This window comes from Rhodovulum kholense (genome assembly GCF_003053725.1).
Lineage (GTDB): Bacteria > Pseudomonadota > Alphaproteobacteria > Rhodobacterales > Rhodobacteraceae > Rhodovulum > Rhodovulum kholense.
Genome location: NZ_QAYC01000002.1, coordinates 60,443 through 76,133, shown reverse-complemented (window position 1 = coordinate 76,133; position 15,691 = coordinate 60,443). Strand labels below are relative to the sequence as shown.

At 68.9% G+C, this 15,691-nt stretch carries 15 protein-coding genes; 11 read left to right on the top strand and 4 right to left on the bottom strand.

What is annotated here, in order from left to right; genetic code table 11:
* Window positions 1–24: 24 nt before the first annotated feature.
* The 5 genes from C8N38_RS03120 to mvaD all read left to right on the top strand — a co-directional run bounded on the left by C8N38_RS03120 (window position 25) and on the right by mvaD (window position 5,175).
* On the top strand, window positions 25–516 hold the full coding sequence (locus C8N38_RS03120) for a TRAP transporter small permease subunit (RefSeq protein ID WP_108023861.1): 492 nt from the start codon (window positions 25–27) through the stop codon (window positions 514–516).
* The gene (locus C8N38_RS03115; protein WP_245895494.1) at window positions 513–1,838 is read left to right on the top strand and encodes a TRAP transporter large permease; all 1,326 of its coding nucleotides are present in this window, start codon (window positions 513–515) and stop codon (window positions 1,836–1,838) included. The genes C8N38_RS03120 and C8N38_RS03115 overlap by 4 nt, the downstream gene beginning before the upstream one ends.
* A 268-nt stretch (window positions 1,839–2,106) precedes the next feature.
* Entirely contained in the window at window positions 2,107–3,225 is a 1,119-nt protein-coding gene (locus tag C8N38_RS03110; protein WP_108023859.1) for a mevalonate kinase family protein, read from the top strand.
* On the top strand, window positions 3,222–4,154 hold the full coding sequence (locus C8N38_RS03105) for a mevalonate kinase family protein (RefSeq protein ID WP_108023857.1): 933 nt from the start codon (window positions 3,222–3,224) through the stop codon (window positions 4,152–4,154). Before C8N38_RS03110 ends, C8N38_RS03105 begins: the two co-directional genes overlap by 4 nt.
* The gene (mvaD, locus tag C8N38_RS03100) at window positions 4,147–5,175 is read left to right on the top strand and encodes a diphosphomevalonate decarboxylase (protein ID WP_108023855.1); all 1,029 of its coding nucleotides are present in this window, start codon (window positions 4,147–4,149) and stop codon (window positions 5,173–5,175) included. The genes C8N38_RS03105 and mvaD overlap by 8 nt, the downstream gene beginning before the upstream one ends.
* Before the next feature lie 33 nt (window positions 5,176–5,208).
* On the opposite strand, the gene C8N38_RS03095 is transcribed toward mvaD, so the two are convergent.
* The gene (locus C8N38_RS03095; RefSeq protein ID WP_108023853.1) at window positions 5,209–6,891 is read right to left on the bottom strand and encodes an acyl-CoA dehydrogenase family protein; all 1,683 of its coding nucleotides are present in this window, start codon (window positions 6,889–6,891) and stop codon (window positions 5,209–5,211) included.
* A gap of 160 nt (window positions 6,892–7,051) precedes the next feature.
* Between C8N38_RS03095 and C8N38_RS03090 the strand changes: the two genes are divergently transcribed.
* On the top strand, window positions 7,052–7,813 hold the full coding sequence (locus C8N38_RS03090) for a sulfite exporter TauE/SafE family protein (protein ID WP_108023851.1): 762 nt from the start codon (window positions 7,052–7,054) through the stop codon (window positions 7,811–7,813).
* 9 nt (window positions 7,814–7,822) lie between these two features.
* On the opposite strand, the gene C8N38_RS03085 is transcribed toward C8N38_RS03090, so the two are convergent.
* From C8N38_RS03085 to ubiA, 3 genes are all read right to left on the bottom strand, one after another.
* Window positions 7,823–8,149, bottom strand: a complete 327-nt coding sequence (locus tag C8N38_RS03085; protein WP_075786816.1) for a hypothetical protein — start codon at window positions 8,147–8,149, stop codon at window positions 7,823–7,825.
* Window positions 8,136–10,187, bottom strand: a complete 2,052-nt coding sequence (locus C8N38_RS03080) for an OmpA family protein (RefSeq protein ID WP_108023849.1) — start codon at window positions 10,185–10,187, stop codon at window positions 8,136–8,138. The genes C8N38_RS03085 and C8N38_RS03080 overlap by 14 nt, the downstream gene beginning before the upstream one ends.
* A gap of 66 nt (window positions 10,188–10,253) precedes the next feature.
* Window positions 10,254–11,243 (bottom strand): 4-hydroxybenzoate octaprenyltransferase, encoded by a 990-nt coding sequence (ubiA, locus tag C8N38_RS03075; RefSeq protein WP_108023847.1) that lies wholly within the window; start codon window positions 11,241–11,243, stop codon window positions 10,254–10,256.
* A gap of 13 nt (window positions 11,244–11,256) precedes the next feature.
* On the opposite strand from ubiA, the gene C8N38_RS03070 reads away from it, so the two are divergent.
* From C8N38_RS03070 to C8N38_RS03050, 5 genes are all read left to right on the top strand, one after another.
* Window positions 11,257–11,991: a 16S rRNA (uracil(1498)-N(3))-methyltransferase gene (locus C8N38_RS03070; protein WP_108024432.1), complete on the top strand. Its 735-nt coding sequence runs from the start codon at window positions 11,257–11,259 to the stop codon at window positions 11,989–11,991.
* Window positions 11,988–12,509, top strand: a complete 522-nt coding sequence (locus C8N38_RS03065) for a hypothetical protein (protein ID WP_108023845.1) — start codon at window positions 11,988–11,990, stop codon at window positions 12,507–12,509. Before C8N38_RS03070 ends, C8N38_RS03065 begins: the two co-directional genes overlap by 4 nt.
* Before the next feature lie 61 nt (window positions 12,510–12,570).
* A complete protein-coding gene (locus C8N38_RS03060; RefSeq protein WP_108023843.1) occupies window positions 12,571–13,941 on the top strand; it encodes a glutamate--cysteine ligase in 1,371 nt (456 codons plus the stop codon).
* Between the two features lie 259 nt (window positions 13,942–14,200).
* Complete coding sequence (locus C8N38_RS03055; protein ID WP_342750288.1) at window positions 14,201–14,851, top strand: siderophore-interacting protein; 651 nt, start codon at window positions 14,201–14,203, stop codon at window positions 14,849–14,851.
* A gap of 122 nt (window positions 14,852–14,973) precedes the next feature.
* The gene (locus C8N38_RS03050; protein ID WP_108023839.1) at window positions 14,974–15,675 is read left to right on the top strand and encodes a tellurite resistance TerB family protein; all 702 of its coding nucleotides are present in this window, start codon (window positions 14,974–14,976) and stop codon (window positions 15,673–15,675) included.
* Window positions 15,676–15,691: the final 16 nt, after the last annotated feature.

The following is a 15,691-nucleotide window of genomic DNA, read 5'->3' as shown; positions in this document are numbered from 1 at the left end:
CCGGTGCCCTACGCGGAGCATCCGATGACGACACTGGCCCGGCTTATCACCGCCCTCAACCGCGGGCTTTTCGGCATTGCGAAATGGCTGGTCTACGCCATCGTGCTGCTGATGCTGTGGGAGGTGGTGTCGCGCTATTTCCTGGCCCATCCCACCTCCTGGGCGCCGGAACTGGCGACGCTGATCTTCGGGCCGTTCTTTCTGCTGGGCGGGCCGTACCTTCTGCATCTGGGCGGCCATGTCGCGGTCGATCTGCTGTCGGCCCGGGCGACCGGCGGGCTTGCGATCCTGCTGCATCTGGTGGGGCTTGCCCTGGCCGCGGCCTTCGGGCTGATCCTGCTGTGGTTCAGCCTGCCGCTGGTCGCGCAGTCGATCAGCTATGGCGAGACCAGCTATTCCGCCTGGAACCCGGTCGTGTGGCCCGCCAAGGCCTTCCTGCCGCTTTGCGCGGGGCTGCTGGTCCTGCAGGCGGCGGCCGATGCCGTCTTCGCGGTCAAGGGGGCGGATGCGACGTGATCGAAAGCTCTCTCGTCCTCCTTTTCATGTTCACCGCGCTCGTGGCCTTCATGCTCAGCGGCGCGGGGCTTGCCTTCGTCCTTGGGGCCATCGCCTTCATCTCGACCATTCTTCTCTGGGGGCCGTCGGCGCTGATCGTTGCGGTGCTGAACACCTTCGAGACGATGACCTCGGAATCGCTGATGGCGATCCCGCTTTACGTGCTGATGGCCGCGATCCTGGAAAAGTCCGGGATCATCGAGGCGCTTTACGAGGCGATGGAAACCTGGTTTTCGCGGCTCAATGGCGGACTTGCGGTCGGCACCATCGCGATCTGCACCATTCTGGCCGCCATGACCGGCGTCGTCGGCGCGGCGGTGGCGGCGATGGGGATCCTGGCGCTGCCGTCGATGCTGGCGCGGGGCTATCACCCGCCGCTGGCGCTGGGCGCGATCTGCGCGGGGGGCACGCTGGGCATCCTGATCCCGCCCTCGGTGGTGACGATCGTCTATGCAATCACAGCCCAGATGTCGATCGGCCAGATGTTCGCCGCGGGCATCGTGCCGGGGCTGATCCTGGCGGCCAGCTATTCGGCCTATGTCCTGATCCGGACCGCGATCAATCCCGCGCTGGCGCCGAAGCCGTCCGATGTGGCGACCCTGCCGCTGGGGGTGAAGCTCGCCAAACTGAAAAGCCTGACCCTGCCCGCCTTCGTGGTGCTGGGCGTTCTGGGCTCGATCTATGCCGGGCTGGCGACGCCGACTGAGGCGGCGGCGGTGGGCGTTCTGGGCGCCGCGCTGTCGGCGCTGGTCACGCGCAAGCTTACCCTGCCGATGCTGTCCGAGGCGGCCGGGGATACGCTTCGGGTGACGGCGATGATCCTCTGGATCACCATCGGCGCCCGGGCCTTCGTGTCGGTCTTTGCCGCGACGGGCGGGGCGGATTCGCTTCTGGGCTTCGTCGAGGGGCTCGAGACCTCGCGCTGGGTCGTGCTGGGCGCGATGGTGCTGGTGCTGGTCTTTCTGGGGCTTTTCCTCGACGAGATCGGGATCATCCTGCTATGCGTTCCGGTCTTTCTGCCCATCGTCAAGGCGCTGGGCTTCGATCCGCTCTGGTTCGGGGTTCTGTTCATGATCACCGCGCAGATGGCCTATATCACGCCGCCCTTCGGCTATACGCTGTTCTACCTCAAGGGGGTGCTGCCACCCGGGCTGGGCATCGGGCAGGTCTATCGCGGCATCGTGCCCTTCTTCCTGATCCAGCTGGCCGTGCTGCTCTTGTTCGTGGTGTTTCCGGGGATCGTCACCTGGCTGCCCGAAACCCTGCTGCCCAGCCTCAAGTGACGAAGGTCGCGAGAACCCCGGGTGCGCACCCCGGCAGGGGTGCGACGCGACGTCCCCCGGGGACGGTTTGGGCTTGGCGCGGCCGGCCGGTCGGCGGTATGGGACGGCGACGCCGCGACGACATCCTCAGCCTTTCCGGATCTGGCGGGATCGATACCGGCGTCGCGGAGTTTCGCGTGGCGCATCAGTTCCTTTTGCAACCCGGCCGTCGCCTGGCCCCCTCGGAGCAGCCCGCCGGGATGTGCGACCGCCCGGCAGGGGGCGCCCGATGACCGTCGCGACCGCCCCTCACGGCGCCGCCGATGCCCTTCCCGAGGACGCCTCGCGCGCCCATGCGCCGGGCAAGATCATCCTTTCGGGCGAACATGCGGTGGTTTATGGCGCGCCCGCACTGGCCGTTGCGGTGGCGATCTATACCGAGGTCTGGTTTCGCCCGATCCATCCCAGCGACGGGCTGAAGACTGTCTTCGCCCAGGTTTCGCAGGGCGCGTTCTATCCGCTTTCGGCGCTGAATCATTTCAAGCAGTCGCTCGACCACCGGTTCGAGTCCTTCCTCCGCGGCGAGCTGAAGGTCCAGCAGATCCTGCAGCGGCCCGACGACCTGATCGTCTATACCCTGATGTCGCTGGCGCAGCGGCTGCCGATGCCGGGCAAGAGCCCGGGCCATTGCCTGCCGGTGCCGGGCCAGCTGGGCGGCACCAGCGCACTGCCGGTCGGGGCGGGGATGGGCTCGTCGGCCTCGATCATCGCGGCGACCATGGTGCTGTACGAGACCCTGCTCGACCGGCTGCACAGCACCGAGGAACGCTTTGAATGGGTGCGCTTCTGCGAGCGGCTGCAGCATGGCAAGGGCGGCGCCATCGACGCGGCGGCGGTGACCCATGGCGGTGCGATCCGGGTGCAGGGCGACAGCCGCTTCGCCCCCGCCATTCCGCCCGGCCACGGGCTCTGGCATGGCGAGGGCTGGTACTGGGTGCTGCATGGCAAGCCCGCCAGCTCTACCGGCGAATGCGTGGCGGCCGTGCGCGAGGCCCATGGCACCGATCAGGCGCTGTGGCATGGGTTCGAGGCCTGCACCGATGCCTTCCAGACCGCGCTTGAAACCGACAGCTCGCCGGTCTCAAGCCTGCGCGAGAACCACCGCCTTCTGACCCATATCGGCGTGGTGCCCGAAGCCGCGGCCCGTTTCGTCGACGAGGTCGAACAGGCCGGGGGCGCGGCCAAGATCTGCGGCGCCGGATCGATCCGGGGCGAAAGCGGCGGCGTGATCCTCGTGCATCTGCCCGACGCGCCCAGGATGGACCGCCTCATGGCCGCCCATCCCGACCTGCGCTGGGCGCCGCTTCATGTCGCGCCGACCGGGGCCGCGTTCGGACCGCCGCAATGAAGGTCTCCGCCCCTGGTTCGATCATGATCACCGGCGAACATGCGGTGGTCTACGGCCATGCCGCCATCGTCGCGGCGGTCGAACAGCGCATCACCATCGAGGTGACGCCGCTGGCCGAGCGGCAACTCGAGATCCTGTCCGACATCGCGCCGCCCGCCACGGTGCCGCTCGATCCAATCGTTGTCGAGGGGCCTTATCGCTTCGTGCTGGCCGCGGCGGCGCGCTTTGCCGGGCACCTGCCTTGCGGTGCGCGGCTGGAGATTTCGTCCGAGATCGACCCGACGCTGGGGCTCGGGTCTTCGGCTGCGGTCACGGTCGCGGCGCTTGGCGCCTTCGCGCGGCTGAGCGGGGTGCCGACAGAGGGGCTGCATGCCGACGCGCTGGCCGTCGTCCGGCGAATTCAGGGCCGGGGCAGCGGCGCCGATCTGGCCGCCAGCCTCAAGGGCGGGATGAATGCCTACCGTCTTGGCGCCGACATGCTGACCGGCGCGCCGCCCGAGACCGCCCGCGCGCGGATCGACCGGCTGCCGATGCCGCCCGCGCTCAGCCTGCGCTATGCGGGCTACAAGACGCCTACCGGCGAGGTGCTGGCCCGGATCGCCGCCGCGATGGAAGGTCGCGAGGCCGAGTTCGCGGCGCTTTACGACCGGATGGGCGATTGCGCCGCGACCGCCATCGCTGCCGCCGGGCGCGGTGATTGGGCGGGCCTTGGCGCGGCGCTGTCGGTCTATCAGGGGCTGATGGCCGAACTGGGGGTCTGCGACGACACGCTGGGCCGGATCATCGCCGAGGCAAAGACCACGCCGGGCCTTCTGGGCGCCAAGATCTCGGGCTCGGGGCTGGGCGATTGCGTGCTTGCGCTGGGCGCGCGGCCCGAGGGCTTCACGCCGGTCGCGGTGGCAGAAGAAGGACTGAAAATAGATGACTGACCGCGCCCGCGCGATCTTCGACGCCGTTCTTCCGGCGCGGCTTTCCGGACCCGTGTCCTTCTCGGCGGCTGCCCCCAGCAACATCGCGCTGTCGAAATACTGGGGCAAGCGCGATGCCGGGCTGAACCTGCCGCTGAACAGCTCGCTGTCGATCTCGCTGGCGGAATGGGGCACGACGACCCGGGTCGAGCCCGCCGGGGACGGCACTGACGCGGTCTGGCTGAACGGCGAGCGGCTTGCCCCCGAAACCGGCTTTACCCGCAAGGTCGTGGCCTTCGCCGACCGGTTCCGGCGCGACCAGATGCTGCCGTTACATGTCGTGACCGAAAACACCATCCCGACCGCGGCGGGGCTGGCCTCGTCGGCCTCGGGCTTTGCCGCGCTGACCCGGGCGCTTGCGGGCAGTTTCGGGCTCGACCTGACCGAGGACACGCTCAGCATGCTGGCGCGGTTCGGCTCGGGTTCGGCCACACGCTCGCTCTGGCACGGCTTCGCGCGGTGGGAGCGCGGCACGCGCGAGGACGGGACCGACAGTTTCGCCCGCCCGCTGCCCGAGGTCTGGCCCGAGTTCCGCATTGCCATCGTCCGGGTCGATACCGGCCCCAAAAGCCAGTCCTCGCGCGATGGCATGGGCCATACGGTTGCGACGAGCCCGCTGTTCGCAGGCTGGCCCGCGCAGGCCGAGGCCGATTGCGCCGCCATCGAAGCCGCCATCAAGGCCCGCGATTTCATCCGTCTGGGCGAGTTGACCGAGGCCAATGCGCTGGGCATGCATGCCACCATGATCGCGGCGCGTCCGGCGCTGGCCTATCTCAAGCCGGAAAGCTGGCAGGTGCTGGACCGGCTCTGGGCGGCCCGCCGCGACGGGCTTGAGGCCTATGCGACGATGGATGCGGGCCCGAACGTCAAGCTGATCTTCCTGGAAGACAGCACGCCCCGCATCGCGGAGCTTTTCCCCGATGCCGCCATCGTCGAGCCCTTCGGGGCTGCGGCAAAGCTTTCGGGGCAGCCCCGGCCCTGAGGCCGGAGCGCCCGGAGAGACGACGGGTCCGGGTCAGCCCAGCACGCGGCGCGCGATGACCTGCGCCTGGATCTCGGCGGCACCCTCGAAGATGTTCAGGATGCGCGCGTCGCACAGGATGCGGCTGATCGTGTATTCCAGCGCGAAGCCGTTGCCGCCATGGATCTGCAACCCGTTATCGGCGGCAGCCCAGGCAACGCGGGCGCCCAGAAGCTTGGCCATCCCGGCCTCGAGGTCGCAGCGCCGGTCATGGTCCTTTTCCCAGGCCGCGAAATAGGTCAGCTGGCGCGCCACCATGATCTCGACCGCCATCATCGCCAGCTTGTCGGCGACGCGGGGGAAGGCGATCAGCGGCTTGCCGAACTGTTTGCGGTCCTCGGCATAGCGCATCGAGACATCGAGCGCGGACTGCGCCACGCCGATGGCGCGCGCGGCGGTCTGGATGCGGGCCGATTCGAAGGTTTGCATCAGCTGCTTGAAGCCCTGGCCCTCGACCCCGCCCAGAAGGTTTTCCGCCGGAACCGCGAACTTGTCGAAGCCAAGTTCGTATTCCTTCATGCCGCGATAGCCCAGCACCTCGATCTCGCCGCCGGTCATGCCGGGGGTGGGGAAGGGGGTGTCCTCGGTCCCGGGCGTCTTTTCCGCCAGGAACATCGAGAGGCCCTTGTAATCGGTCGTCTCGGGGTCGGTCCGCGCCAGCAGCGTCATCACATGGGCGCGGGCGGCATGGGTGATCCAGGTCTTGTTGCCGGTCACCTCGTAGCTGTCGCCCGCCTTGACCGCGCGGGTCCGGAGCGCGCCCAGATCGGACCCGGTATTCGGTTCGGTGAAGACCGCCGTGGGCAGGATCTCGCCCGAGGCGATCTTGGGCAGCCAATGCGCCTTCTGGTCGTCGGTGCCGCCGCACAGGATCAGTTCGGCCGCGATCTCGGAGCGGGTGCCAAGCGAGCCCACGCCGATATAGCCGCGCGAAAGTTCCTCGGAGACGACGCACATCGAGGCCTTGGACAGTCCGAAGCCGCCGAATTCTTCTGGGATGGTCAGCCCGAAGACGCCCAGCTCGGCCATCTCCTCGATGATTTCCATCGGGATCAACTGATCCTTCAGGTGCCAGTCATGGGCGTTCGGTTCGACCCGGTCGAGGGCAAAGCGGCGGAACTGTTCGCGGATCATTTCAAGCTCGTCGTCGAGCCCGGTCGCGCCCAGCGTGACATTGGCGACCTGCTCGCGCATCAGCGCGACCAGACGGGCACGGGCGGCGGGGGTGTTGCCGCCCCGGATCAGCGCGGTCACCGCATCGGAATAGAAGGCGTGATGGGCCTCGGACGAAACGCCCAGCTCGGGCAGGCGGACGATCTCGCCCTGGCTCATCGGGATGCCGCCCGCGATCTGAGCCAGATATTCACCGAAGGCGATCTGCAGGATCAGCTGTTCGATCTCGCCGAACTTGCCCTGTTCGGTCAGCCGTCCGGCCCAGGCCTGCATCTGGCGCAGCGCCTGGGCATAGGTCGCGAGCCAGGCCAGCCCGTGGGCGGCGTGCTGTTCGGCCTCGACCAGGCGGCCCGAGACGCGGCCCTCCTCGGTCACGCGGGCAGCAAGCGCGGTGCGCGCGGCCTCGGTCACCGCCTCGACCGGGCCAAGCGCGGCCTCGGTCAGCGTCAGAAGATCGGCGAGAAGCGCCTGTTCGGCGGGCCTGTCCTGACCGTCATGGGGCATGAATCGTCTCCTTCCTTCGGGCTTGCCGTGACATAGGGCTTTCGCAGATGCAGCGCAACAAAAATTCAATTGAGTTGCATGTTTTGAAGGATAATGACCCGTCCATTTTGCGGCTGCGGCATGCGCCGGTCCGGGCTATAGCCGGAGCGGGGAGGCGCGCATGATCCTGGGTATCGACACGGACCTTTTCGCCGCCGCGCTGGCGGTGGCGCTTCTGGCGGGCTTCGTCAAGGGTGCGGTGGGCTTTGCCATGCCGATGATCATGATCTCGGGCCTGTCGAGCTTTCTGCCCGCCGATCTGGCGCTGGCCGGGCTGGTGCTGGCGACGCTTTTGACCAACATCGCGCAAGCCTTCCGGCAGGGGACTGCGGCGGCCTGGCGGTCGCTCCGGCGCTACCGGCTGCTGATCGGCTGCGTGGTGCTGGCGATCGGCCTCAGCGCGCCGCTGGTCGCGATCCTGCCCGACCGGGTCATGTATCTGTTGATCGGGCTGCCCATCGCCGCCTTCACGGTCTCGCAGCTGGCCGGGCGACAGCTGATCCTGCCCGCCCGCCACCGCGCCCGGGCCGAGATCGCGATGGGGCTGACCGGCGGGTTCTTCGGCGGCATCTCGGGGGTCTGGGGGCCGCCGGTCATCGCCTATCTGCTGTCCTTCAACACCGAAAAGACCGAGATGGTCCGGGTGCAGGGCGTCGTCTTCCTGATCGGGGCGGTGATGCTGCTGCTGGCGCATCTGGGTTCGGGCGTGCTGAACGCGCAAAGCCTGCCCTTCTCGGCGGTGCTGGTGCTGCCCGCAGCGCTGGGCATGTGGGCGGGGGTCAGGCTGCAGGACCGGCTTGACCCCGTCCGGTTCCGCCGCGCCACCCTGGCCGTGCTGGCGTTGGCGGGGCTGAACCTGATCCGGAAGGGGCTGATGGGCTGAGGCGGCCGGTTAGCGCGCGTTGATCCGTTCGATATAGGCGCGCAGCTCCTCGGCCTCCTGGCGGGCATGTTGCAGCCCGTCCATCGCGGCGTTCAGCTCGGCCTCGGTCTGGTTGAGCTGGTTGGTCAGTTCGGCCTCGCGCTGGTTCAGATAGCCCACCGCCTGATCGCGGGCCTCCTCGGCCTCGTGCAGCGCATGCGCCATGCGGTCCAGCTCGCCCATGTCGGCGGTCGTGGTGCGCCCCAGCCGCTGCACCAGCCAGCAGGCGACCCAGCCAAGTGCGAAGGCCACGAACAGCATGACGCTGGTGACCAGAATGAATTCAGTCCTGTCCATCGATCTGGTCCTCTTCACCGGCATCGGCCGGGTCCTCTGCGTCCCGGGCGGTGTCGTCTACCCCGGTCTCGGGCCCGGTTTCGGCCCCGATATCGTCCTGGGGTTCAGCCCCGGTTTCGTCCTCTCCCTCGGCTTCACCTTCGGCCTCGGACGTCGTGTCGTCGCCGGTATCGGCGGCTTCCGCTTCGGTGTCTTCGGCTTCGCTCCCGTCGGGACCGGCGTCTTCGATCAGGTGGAACTCGATCCGCCGGTTGGCCTCGCGGCCCTCCTCGGTGTCGTTTTCCGCGACCGGGTCCTGCTCGCCATAGCCCTTGGCGGTCAGGTTGCCGACCAGAATGCGGCGGGCCATCAGCGCGTCGACCACCGCATTGGCGCGGGCCTGGCTGAGCCGCAGGTTCATTTCGTCCCGGCCCTGGCTGTCGGTATAGCCCGCGATTTCCATCTTCGCGCGGGGGCAGCCGCGCAGGATGTCGGCGATCTGGTCGACCACGCGCAGCGAGGCGCCGTCGATGGTGGCCGAGCCGGGGTCGAAAGTGATCTTGGTTTCCGCCAGCACCGCGCCGATCTCTTCGACGCAGACGGCCGGATCGGCAAGCGCCGCGCCGGGCGTCTCGGGAGGCTTGCGATAGGTGATCTGCAGCCCGAAGTTCTGCGCATCGCCCAACCTGTCCGACAGGATCTGCGCGACCCGGGCGCGGGCGGTTTCGTCCTCGGTCAGCCCGTTGATCTGCACGAAATCGGGCTGCACCACGGCCGAGCCGTTCCGGAGCTGCGACAGCGCCTCAAGCCCGGCCAGAACCCGCATCGGCCAGCCCTCGGGCAGCGCGGGGTCGAGCCGCAGCGCCGAATGCACATGCTCGCCGCCAAAGCGCGACCGGGCATAGGTTTCGGTCGCGTCGCGGACCATCGCATCGGTCACCCGGCCGCGCATCTGTACCAGGCCCTCGGGGCTCAGCGTCGCCACGAACTCGGCCGGTCCGGGGGCGGCGCCGTCGGTCTTGACCGGGGCGGGCAGAACGGTGTGCAGGGTGAAGGCCTCGGGCAGGTCTGCCTTGAGCGCGGCGCTGACCCGGTCGAACAGGGCGGTCTCGGTCCCGGTGGCCGCCACCAGCGTCACGTCCGTATCCGAAAAGGTCAGGCTTCCGCCGCCCAGCTCGGCCAGCGCCGCGATGCCGCTGGCCGCGGCCGTGCCCCAGTCGGCCGAGGGGGCGCCAAGCCCCAGCGTGCAGGTGGCGTCGTCGGGCGCACCCGCTTCGCGCGCGGCGGCAAGGATCAGCGCGGCCGCGCCTTCGGTATCGGCGGCGCAGGCATCGAAACGCGCGCCCGCCTCGTCCATCAGGAAGCGCAGGGTGAAGGGGGCGATGGTCGGCCGCGGTGCAGAGATGTCCAGCGCCAGATCGAGCCCCCTGGGGGCTGCCGCACGCAGTTCGCGTTCCAGCCGCGCCTTGTCCTTGGCGCTGTCCGAAATCGCGGTGACGGAGACCCGGTTCGCGGTGATCGATATTTTCGAGCGTTTCAGCCGGTCGAGCGCGATCAGACCGAAGTCAAGCGCGGCATCCCAGCCCTCGGGCGCGGCCGCATCGGCGCTGTCCATCATGTCGGTGACCGGCAGCCGCCCGGCGATCCGGGCCAGATCGGCGGCCAGGACCTCGGTGCGCGAGCGCCGCGGAATGAGCCCGATCACCGAAATGCCGGTGTCGTTGCGCAAAAGCTCGACCGAAAAGCGCGGCCCGTCCAGCGGCGTCGGTGCGGCGACCTCGATATCGTCGATCAGGTTGGTGCTGTCGACCACCGTCCCGGCGGCTGCCAGTGCGTGGAACCGGGCGGCCTCGTCCGGCGCGGTGCCGGACAGATGCATCAGCATGCCGTCGGCCCGCACGTTGGCCCAGGGGATACCCCGTTCGGTCAGCGCCGCCCGCACCGACTGGCGGGTGTGGGATTCGATCCAGTTGACCGCCAGCAGCGCCGCGCAAAGGCAGACAAGTGCTGCCAGCGCAAAGACGGCGGGGGCGATCAGTTTCGACAGGAGATGCCGCATCGGCCGGTCCGGGCTTGGGGTGTCATCGAAGGCCTTTCATCGCTTGGGGGCGGGACGGTGCGGCGGTCAGGCAAGGATTGCGAGGCCGAAGCACAGCACCGGGATCAGCCCGGCATCGCGGTTGCTGCGGAACAGCGACAGGCAGCGGTCGGTATTCTCGGTATCGAGGCGCCGAAGCTGCCAGGACATGTGCAGCGCAAAGCCCGCAGTGCCGATCAGCCCCATGAAGGCCGCCGTGCCTCCGGCCGGGCGCAGGAGCGCCAGCAGCACCCCCAGCACCATCAGCCCGGTTGCGGCGATCAGGAACTGTTGCAGACGGACCGGCGTGTTTTCGGCAAAGAGCCGCGCGGTCGACTTGACCCCGATCAGGGCGTCGTCCTCCTTGTCCTGATGGGCATAGATGGTGTCGTAGAAGATCGTCCAGGCGATGCCCGCCAGATACAGCAGGACCGGGGCGAGGCTCAGGCTGCCGGTATGGGCGACCCAGGCCAGCATCGCGCCCCAGTTGAAGGCCAGCCCCAGAAAGACCTGCGGCCACCAGGTAAAGCGCTTGGCGAACGGGTAGATCGCCACCAGCGCCAGCGAAGCCACGCCCATCGCGATGGCGGCCGCGTTGAAGGTGATCAGGATGCAGAAGGCGGCGAGCGACTGGATCACCATCCAGAACACCGCCTGCGCCACCGTCACCTGCCCCGAAGGGATCGGGCGCGAGCGGGTGCGCGCGACCTCGCCGTCGATGTTGCGGTCGGTAATGTCGTTCCAGGTGCAGCCCGCGCCGCGCATCAGGAAGGCGCCGATGCCGCAGCCCAGCACGATCCAGAGGTCGATCCAGCGGAACCCTGTCGAGGCCGCAGCCAGCGTCACGCCCCAGAGGCAGGGCAGGTACAGAAGCCAGGTGCCGACCGGGCGGTCGGCCCGCGACAGCCGCAGATAGGGGCGGGTCCAGACCGGGGCGAGGCGGTCGACCCAGTTGCCCTTGACTGCATCGGCGACCTGGCCCTCCACGGCTCTGTCCAAGGCGCTGTGGACCTCTGGCGTTTCGGCGGTGTCGGACATAACAATGGCCCCCATGAACGATCTTCGGTCAGCAAGAATCCGGCTCTATGTAGAGCAGCCCTTGGGGGAAGGGCAAACCGTTCCTCTGACGGGCGACCAGGCGCATTACCTGTTCGCCGTGATGCGGCTGGTTCCGGGCGACCCGGTGCTGGTTTTCGACGGTAAATCAGGTGAATGGCTGGCCGACGTGGTCGAGGCGAAGAAGCGCGCAGGGGTGCTGGTCTGCCGCGAAAACACCCGACCGCTGCAGCTTCCGCCCGATCTGTGGCTGTGCTTCGCGCCGATCAAGAAAACGCGAACGGATTTCATCGTCGAGAAGGCGGCCGAACTGGGCGCGGCCCGGATCTGTCCCGTGCAGACCGAGTTCACCAATTCCGAACGCATCCGCCGCGACCGGCTGCAGGCTCATGCCGTCGAGGCGGCCGAGCAATGCGGCGGCACTTATGTACCCGAGGTGGCCGATTTGCAAAAGCTGTCGGATCTGCTCGATGCCTGGCCCGAGGGCCGCCATCTGATGTTCTGCGACGAGGCGCTGGTCGGGGCCGGTCAGGCGCTGGGGGAGGCGCCGAAGGGCCCCTGGGCGATCCTGATCGGGCCCGAGGGCGGGTTTTCCGAGACCGAGCGCGCCCGGCTTCGCGCGCTGCCCTTCGCCCATCCGGTCAGCCTCGGCCCCCGGGTATTGCGCGCCGATACGGCGGCGGTCGCCGCGCTGACGGTCTGGCAGCAGGCGCTGGGGGATTGGGGGTGAGCTTTCTGCGGCCCGAGGCGGTCGCGGCTCTCCGGCAGCGGCGCGAGGTCATCGCGGCGGGCGGCGTCGCGCTAGCCGGGCTCTGGATCTTCGGGCTGGGCGGGTATCTGTTCCAGGCGCTGGGCGTGTTGACGGTGGCGCTGGGGGCGGGGCTTGGTTTCGTCGCGATCCGACGCAACCGGTTCCGCATCCCGGGCAATGGCCCCGGGATCGTGCAGGTCGACGAGGGCCAGATCACCTATCTGGCGCCCCGGGGCGGCGGCTTTGTCGCGCTGAGCGAGATTACCCGCATCGAGATGGTCTTCGACGAGACCGGGGCGCGCGGCTGGCGGCTGAGCCAGACACGGTTTCCGGAGGTCACGATTCCCGCCTCGGCCAGCGGCGCCGACGCGCTGTTCGACGTGTTCATGGCGCTGCCCTGCGCCAATCCCCGCGCGATCCTCTCGGCGCTCGACCGCAGCCCTGCCGACGGCCCGGTGACGGTCTGGTCGAGGATCGTCCGTCCGGCCTTGACTTGAGCCCGCCCGCGACGCAGGTCTTGGCCGGAACACGAGCGAACAATCTGGAGGCCGCTGGCCCATGTCCATTCCCCAGTCAGGCGGCGGCCCGATCGAATCCCATGCGCAACTGGCCGAATACCTGGCTTCGGGCTGCAAGCCCAAGGCCGACTGGCGGATCGGCACCGAGCACGAGAAGTTCGGCTATTGCAAGGATGCGCTGAAGCCCATCCCCTATGACGGCCCGCGCTCGGTCAAGGCGGTGCTGGAAGGGCTGCGCGACCGCCATGGCTGGGCGCCGGTGATGGAAGGCGAGAACCTTATCGGGCTGCAGAAGGACGGGGCCAATGTCAGCCTCGAGCCGGGCGGCCAGCTGGAACTGTCGGGCGCGCCGCTCGAGACCATCCACCAGACCTGCGACGAGGTCACCGAGCATCTGCGCGAGGTGAAGGGCGTGGCCGACGAGATCGGCGTCGGCTTCATCGGCCTCGGCGCCGCTCCGGTCTGGAGCCATGAGGACATGCCGATGATGCCCAAGGGGCGTTACCGGCTGATGACCGATTACATGGACCGGGTCGGGACCATGGGCAAGACGATGATGTACCGGACCTGCACGGTTCAGGTAAACCTCGACTTTGGCTCCGAGGCGGACATGGTGCAGAAGCTGCGGGTGGCGCTGGCGCTGCAACCCGTCGCGACCGCGCTGTTCGCCAATTCGCCCTTCCTCGACGGCAAGCCCAATGGCATGAAATCCTGGCGCAGCCGGGTCTGGCGCGATCTCGATGCCGCGCGCACCGGCATGCTGCCCTTCGTCTTCGAGGACGGGTTCGGGTTCGAGCGCTATGTCGACTATGCCCTCGATGTGCCGATGTATTTCGTCTATCGCGACGGCCGCTATATCGACGCGCTGGGCCAGTCCTTCCGCGATTTCATGGCCGGTCGGCTGCCCGCCCTGCCGGGCGAGGTGCCGACGCTGTCGGACTGGGCCGATCACCTGACGACGATCTTCCCCGAGGCGCGGATGAAGAAATTCATCGAAATGCGCGGCGCCGATGGCGGGCCGTGGCGCAGGCTTTGCGCGCTGCCCGCGCTCTGGGTCGGGCTGACCTACGATCAGGGCGCGCTCGATGCCGCCTGGGATCTGGTCAAGGACTGGGATGCCGAGACCCGCGAGGCCTGGCGCGTCGCCGCCGCCACCGACGGGCTCGATGCCGAGGTGAACGGCGTCAAGATGCTGGGCCTTGCCCGGCAGGTGGTCGACATCGCCCGGGGCGGGCTCAAGGCCCGCGCGCGGCCGGGGCTGGGCGGCATGGTCCAGGACGAACGCCATTTCCTGCATGCGCTGGAAGACAGCGTCGAGACCGGCAAGACCCCGGCCGACGAGCTGCTCGACCATTATCACGGCGACTGGAACGGCGATCTGAGCCGGATTTACGCGGATTTCAGCTACTGACACTGCGGCTTCGGCTCGCCAGTCCGTCTTCTTTCAGCGCCTGTTTGCCCGCGACGTCGGAATAGTCGATAAAAAGACTCGGAAACGACGCGCGAGGGACAGGACGTGGGGATCATCGACAGGCTCCGCACCCGGGGACGGGTGGCGGACCGGGCAGAGGCGGCGCTGGAGGCGCTGCGCGCACTGGCCAGGGACTGGGAGAGGCCCCTGACCGAAAGCGCCCAAGGGCTGGTGCTGGAGCTTTTCCGGGCGCGGGTCTCTGCGCGGCGCGAGGGCGCGAATCTGGGGCTGGAGATCGTCGCCCCCGACGCGGCCTGCCGATGCCGCGCGTTTCGGCACGGGCGGGCTGCATGTCCGGCTTCTGGTCCCGCCCGACGGGCGGGTACCGGCCTGGCCCCGGATCGGTGGCAGCGCGCGGGTCGACTGGCCGAGCGGCCCGGACGCGTTGCACCGGCCAGTCTACACGGTCTCCGACTTGGGGGCAGACCGGGTCGATATCGACATGTTCGACCATCCGGGCAGCCCGACCTGCGACTGGGCGCGCGGCGTCGTTCCGGGGGCACCGGTCGGGATCATGGGGCCGGGCGGCGGCTGGTTGCCCGAGGGCGATCCGCTGCTGCTTTTCGGTGACGAAACCGCGGTGCCCGCCATCCTGCGGATCCTGAGGATCACCGGAGTCCCGGCCCGGGCCTGGGTCACGGCCGCGCCCGAGGATCTGGCGGCGCTGGGCGCCGACCGGCGCGTGACGCGCAGCGGCGATCTTCTGGAGGCGCTCGATGCGGCCAATCCGGGGCCGGGCGGCTTCGTCTGGTTTGCCGCCCGCGACGGGATCGCCCGCGAGGCGCGGCGCCGACTGACCGCGTGCGGCCTGCCGCGCGGGCGCTTTTCCGCCATTGCCTATTGGCGCTGAGGCGCAGGCGCTCGGGCTGACCTGCCGCTCGCGGGAAGTTCAGACCGCGTGGGGCCGGTCGCCTTGAAGGGCGCCGGGCCGGTCCATAGCTCTGCCTGGATCACGCGAAAGGGAGAGGCGCCATGAATATCGAACGGCTGCTGCAGGAGGCGCTGGGCTCGGGGCAGGCCCCGAGACAGGATCGGGGGCAGGGCGGCTCGGCGCTGCCGGGCGGGCTTGCAGGCGGTGCGGCCGCCGGCGGGCTGGTGGCCCTGCTTCTGGGCAGCAAGAAGGCCCGCAAGCTGGGCGGCAAGGCGCTGACCTATGGTGGCATGGCCGCGGTCGGCGGGCTGGCTTACAAAGCCTGGCGCGACTGGCAGCAGAACCGCCCCTCGGGCACCGAGGCCGATCCGCTGCACCTGCCGCCGCCGCCCGCCGATAGCGGCTTCGACATGGCTCAGGAGCGCGACAGCGCCGGGCAGGATTTCCGGCTGGCGGTGCTGCGCGCGATGATCCTCGCGGCGAAATCCGACGGCCATATCGACCCCGAGGAACACGGCCGCATCCGCGACCGGATCGAGGCGCTGGGCCTCGGAGCCGAGGAAAAGGCCGCCCTGTTCGACAGTTTTGCCGCGCCCGCCGATCCGGCCGAGGCCGCGCGCCCGGCACGGACAGACGCCCAGCGGGCCGAGCTGTATCTGGCCTCTGCCCTGGCCGTCGATCCCGACACGCCCGACGAACGACGCTATCTCGACGATCTGGCGCGCCATCTGGCTTTGCCAGAGGGCCTGCGCGGGCATCTCGACCTCGAGGCCGAGGCGGCGCGCCGTCAGGTTGGGGCCTGAGCGCCGCTCTGGCATC

Coding starts and splice junctions, on each gene's coding strand:
- C8N38_RS03060 (WP_108023843.1), top strand. CDS start 12,571: ATGTCCATTCCCCAGTCAGGCGGCGGCCCGATCGAATCCCATGCGCAA.
- C8N38_RS03080 (WP_108023849.1), bottom strand. CDS start 10,187: ATGCGGCATCTCCTGTCGAAACTGATCGCCCCCGCCGTCTTTGCGCTG.
- mvaD (WP_108023855.1), top strand. CDS start 4,147: ATGACTGACCGCGCCCGCGCGATCTTCGACGCCGTTCTTCCGGCGCGG.
- C8N38_RS03050 (WP_108023839.1), top strand. CDS start 14,974: ATGAATATCGAACGGCTGCTGCAGGAGGCGCTGGGCTCGGGGCAGGCC.
- ubiA (WP_108023847.1), bottom strand. CDS start 11,243: ATGTCCGACACCGCCGAAACGCCAGAGGTCCACAGCGCCTTGGACAGA.
- C8N38_RS03070 (WP_108024432.1), top strand. CDS start 11,257: ATGAACGATCTTCGGTCAGCAAGAATCCGGCTCTATGTAGAGCAGCCC.
- C8N38_RS03110 (WP_108023859.1), top strand. CDS start 2,107: ATGACCGTCGCGACCGCCCCTCACGGCGCCGCCGATGCCCTTCCCGAG.
- C8N38_RS03090 (WP_108023851.1), top strand. CDS start 7,052: ATGATCCTGGGTATCGACACGGACCTTTTCGCCGCCGCGCTGGCGGTG.
- C8N38_RS03095 (WP_108023853.1), bottom strand. CDS start 6,891: ATGCCCCATGACGGTCAGGACAGGCCCGCCGAACAGGCGCTTCTCGCC.
- C8N38_RS03105 (WP_108023857.1), top strand. CDS start 3,222: ATGAAGGTCTCCGCCCCTGGTTCGATCATGATCACCGGCGAACATGCG.
- C8N38_RS03085 (WP_075786816.1), bottom strand. CDS start 8,149: ATGGACAGGACTGAATTCATTCTGGTCACCAGCGTCATGCTGTTCGTG.
- C8N38_RS03120 (WP_108023861.1), top strand. CDS start 25: ATGACGACACTGGCCCGGCTTATCACCGCCCTCAACCGCGGGCTTTTC.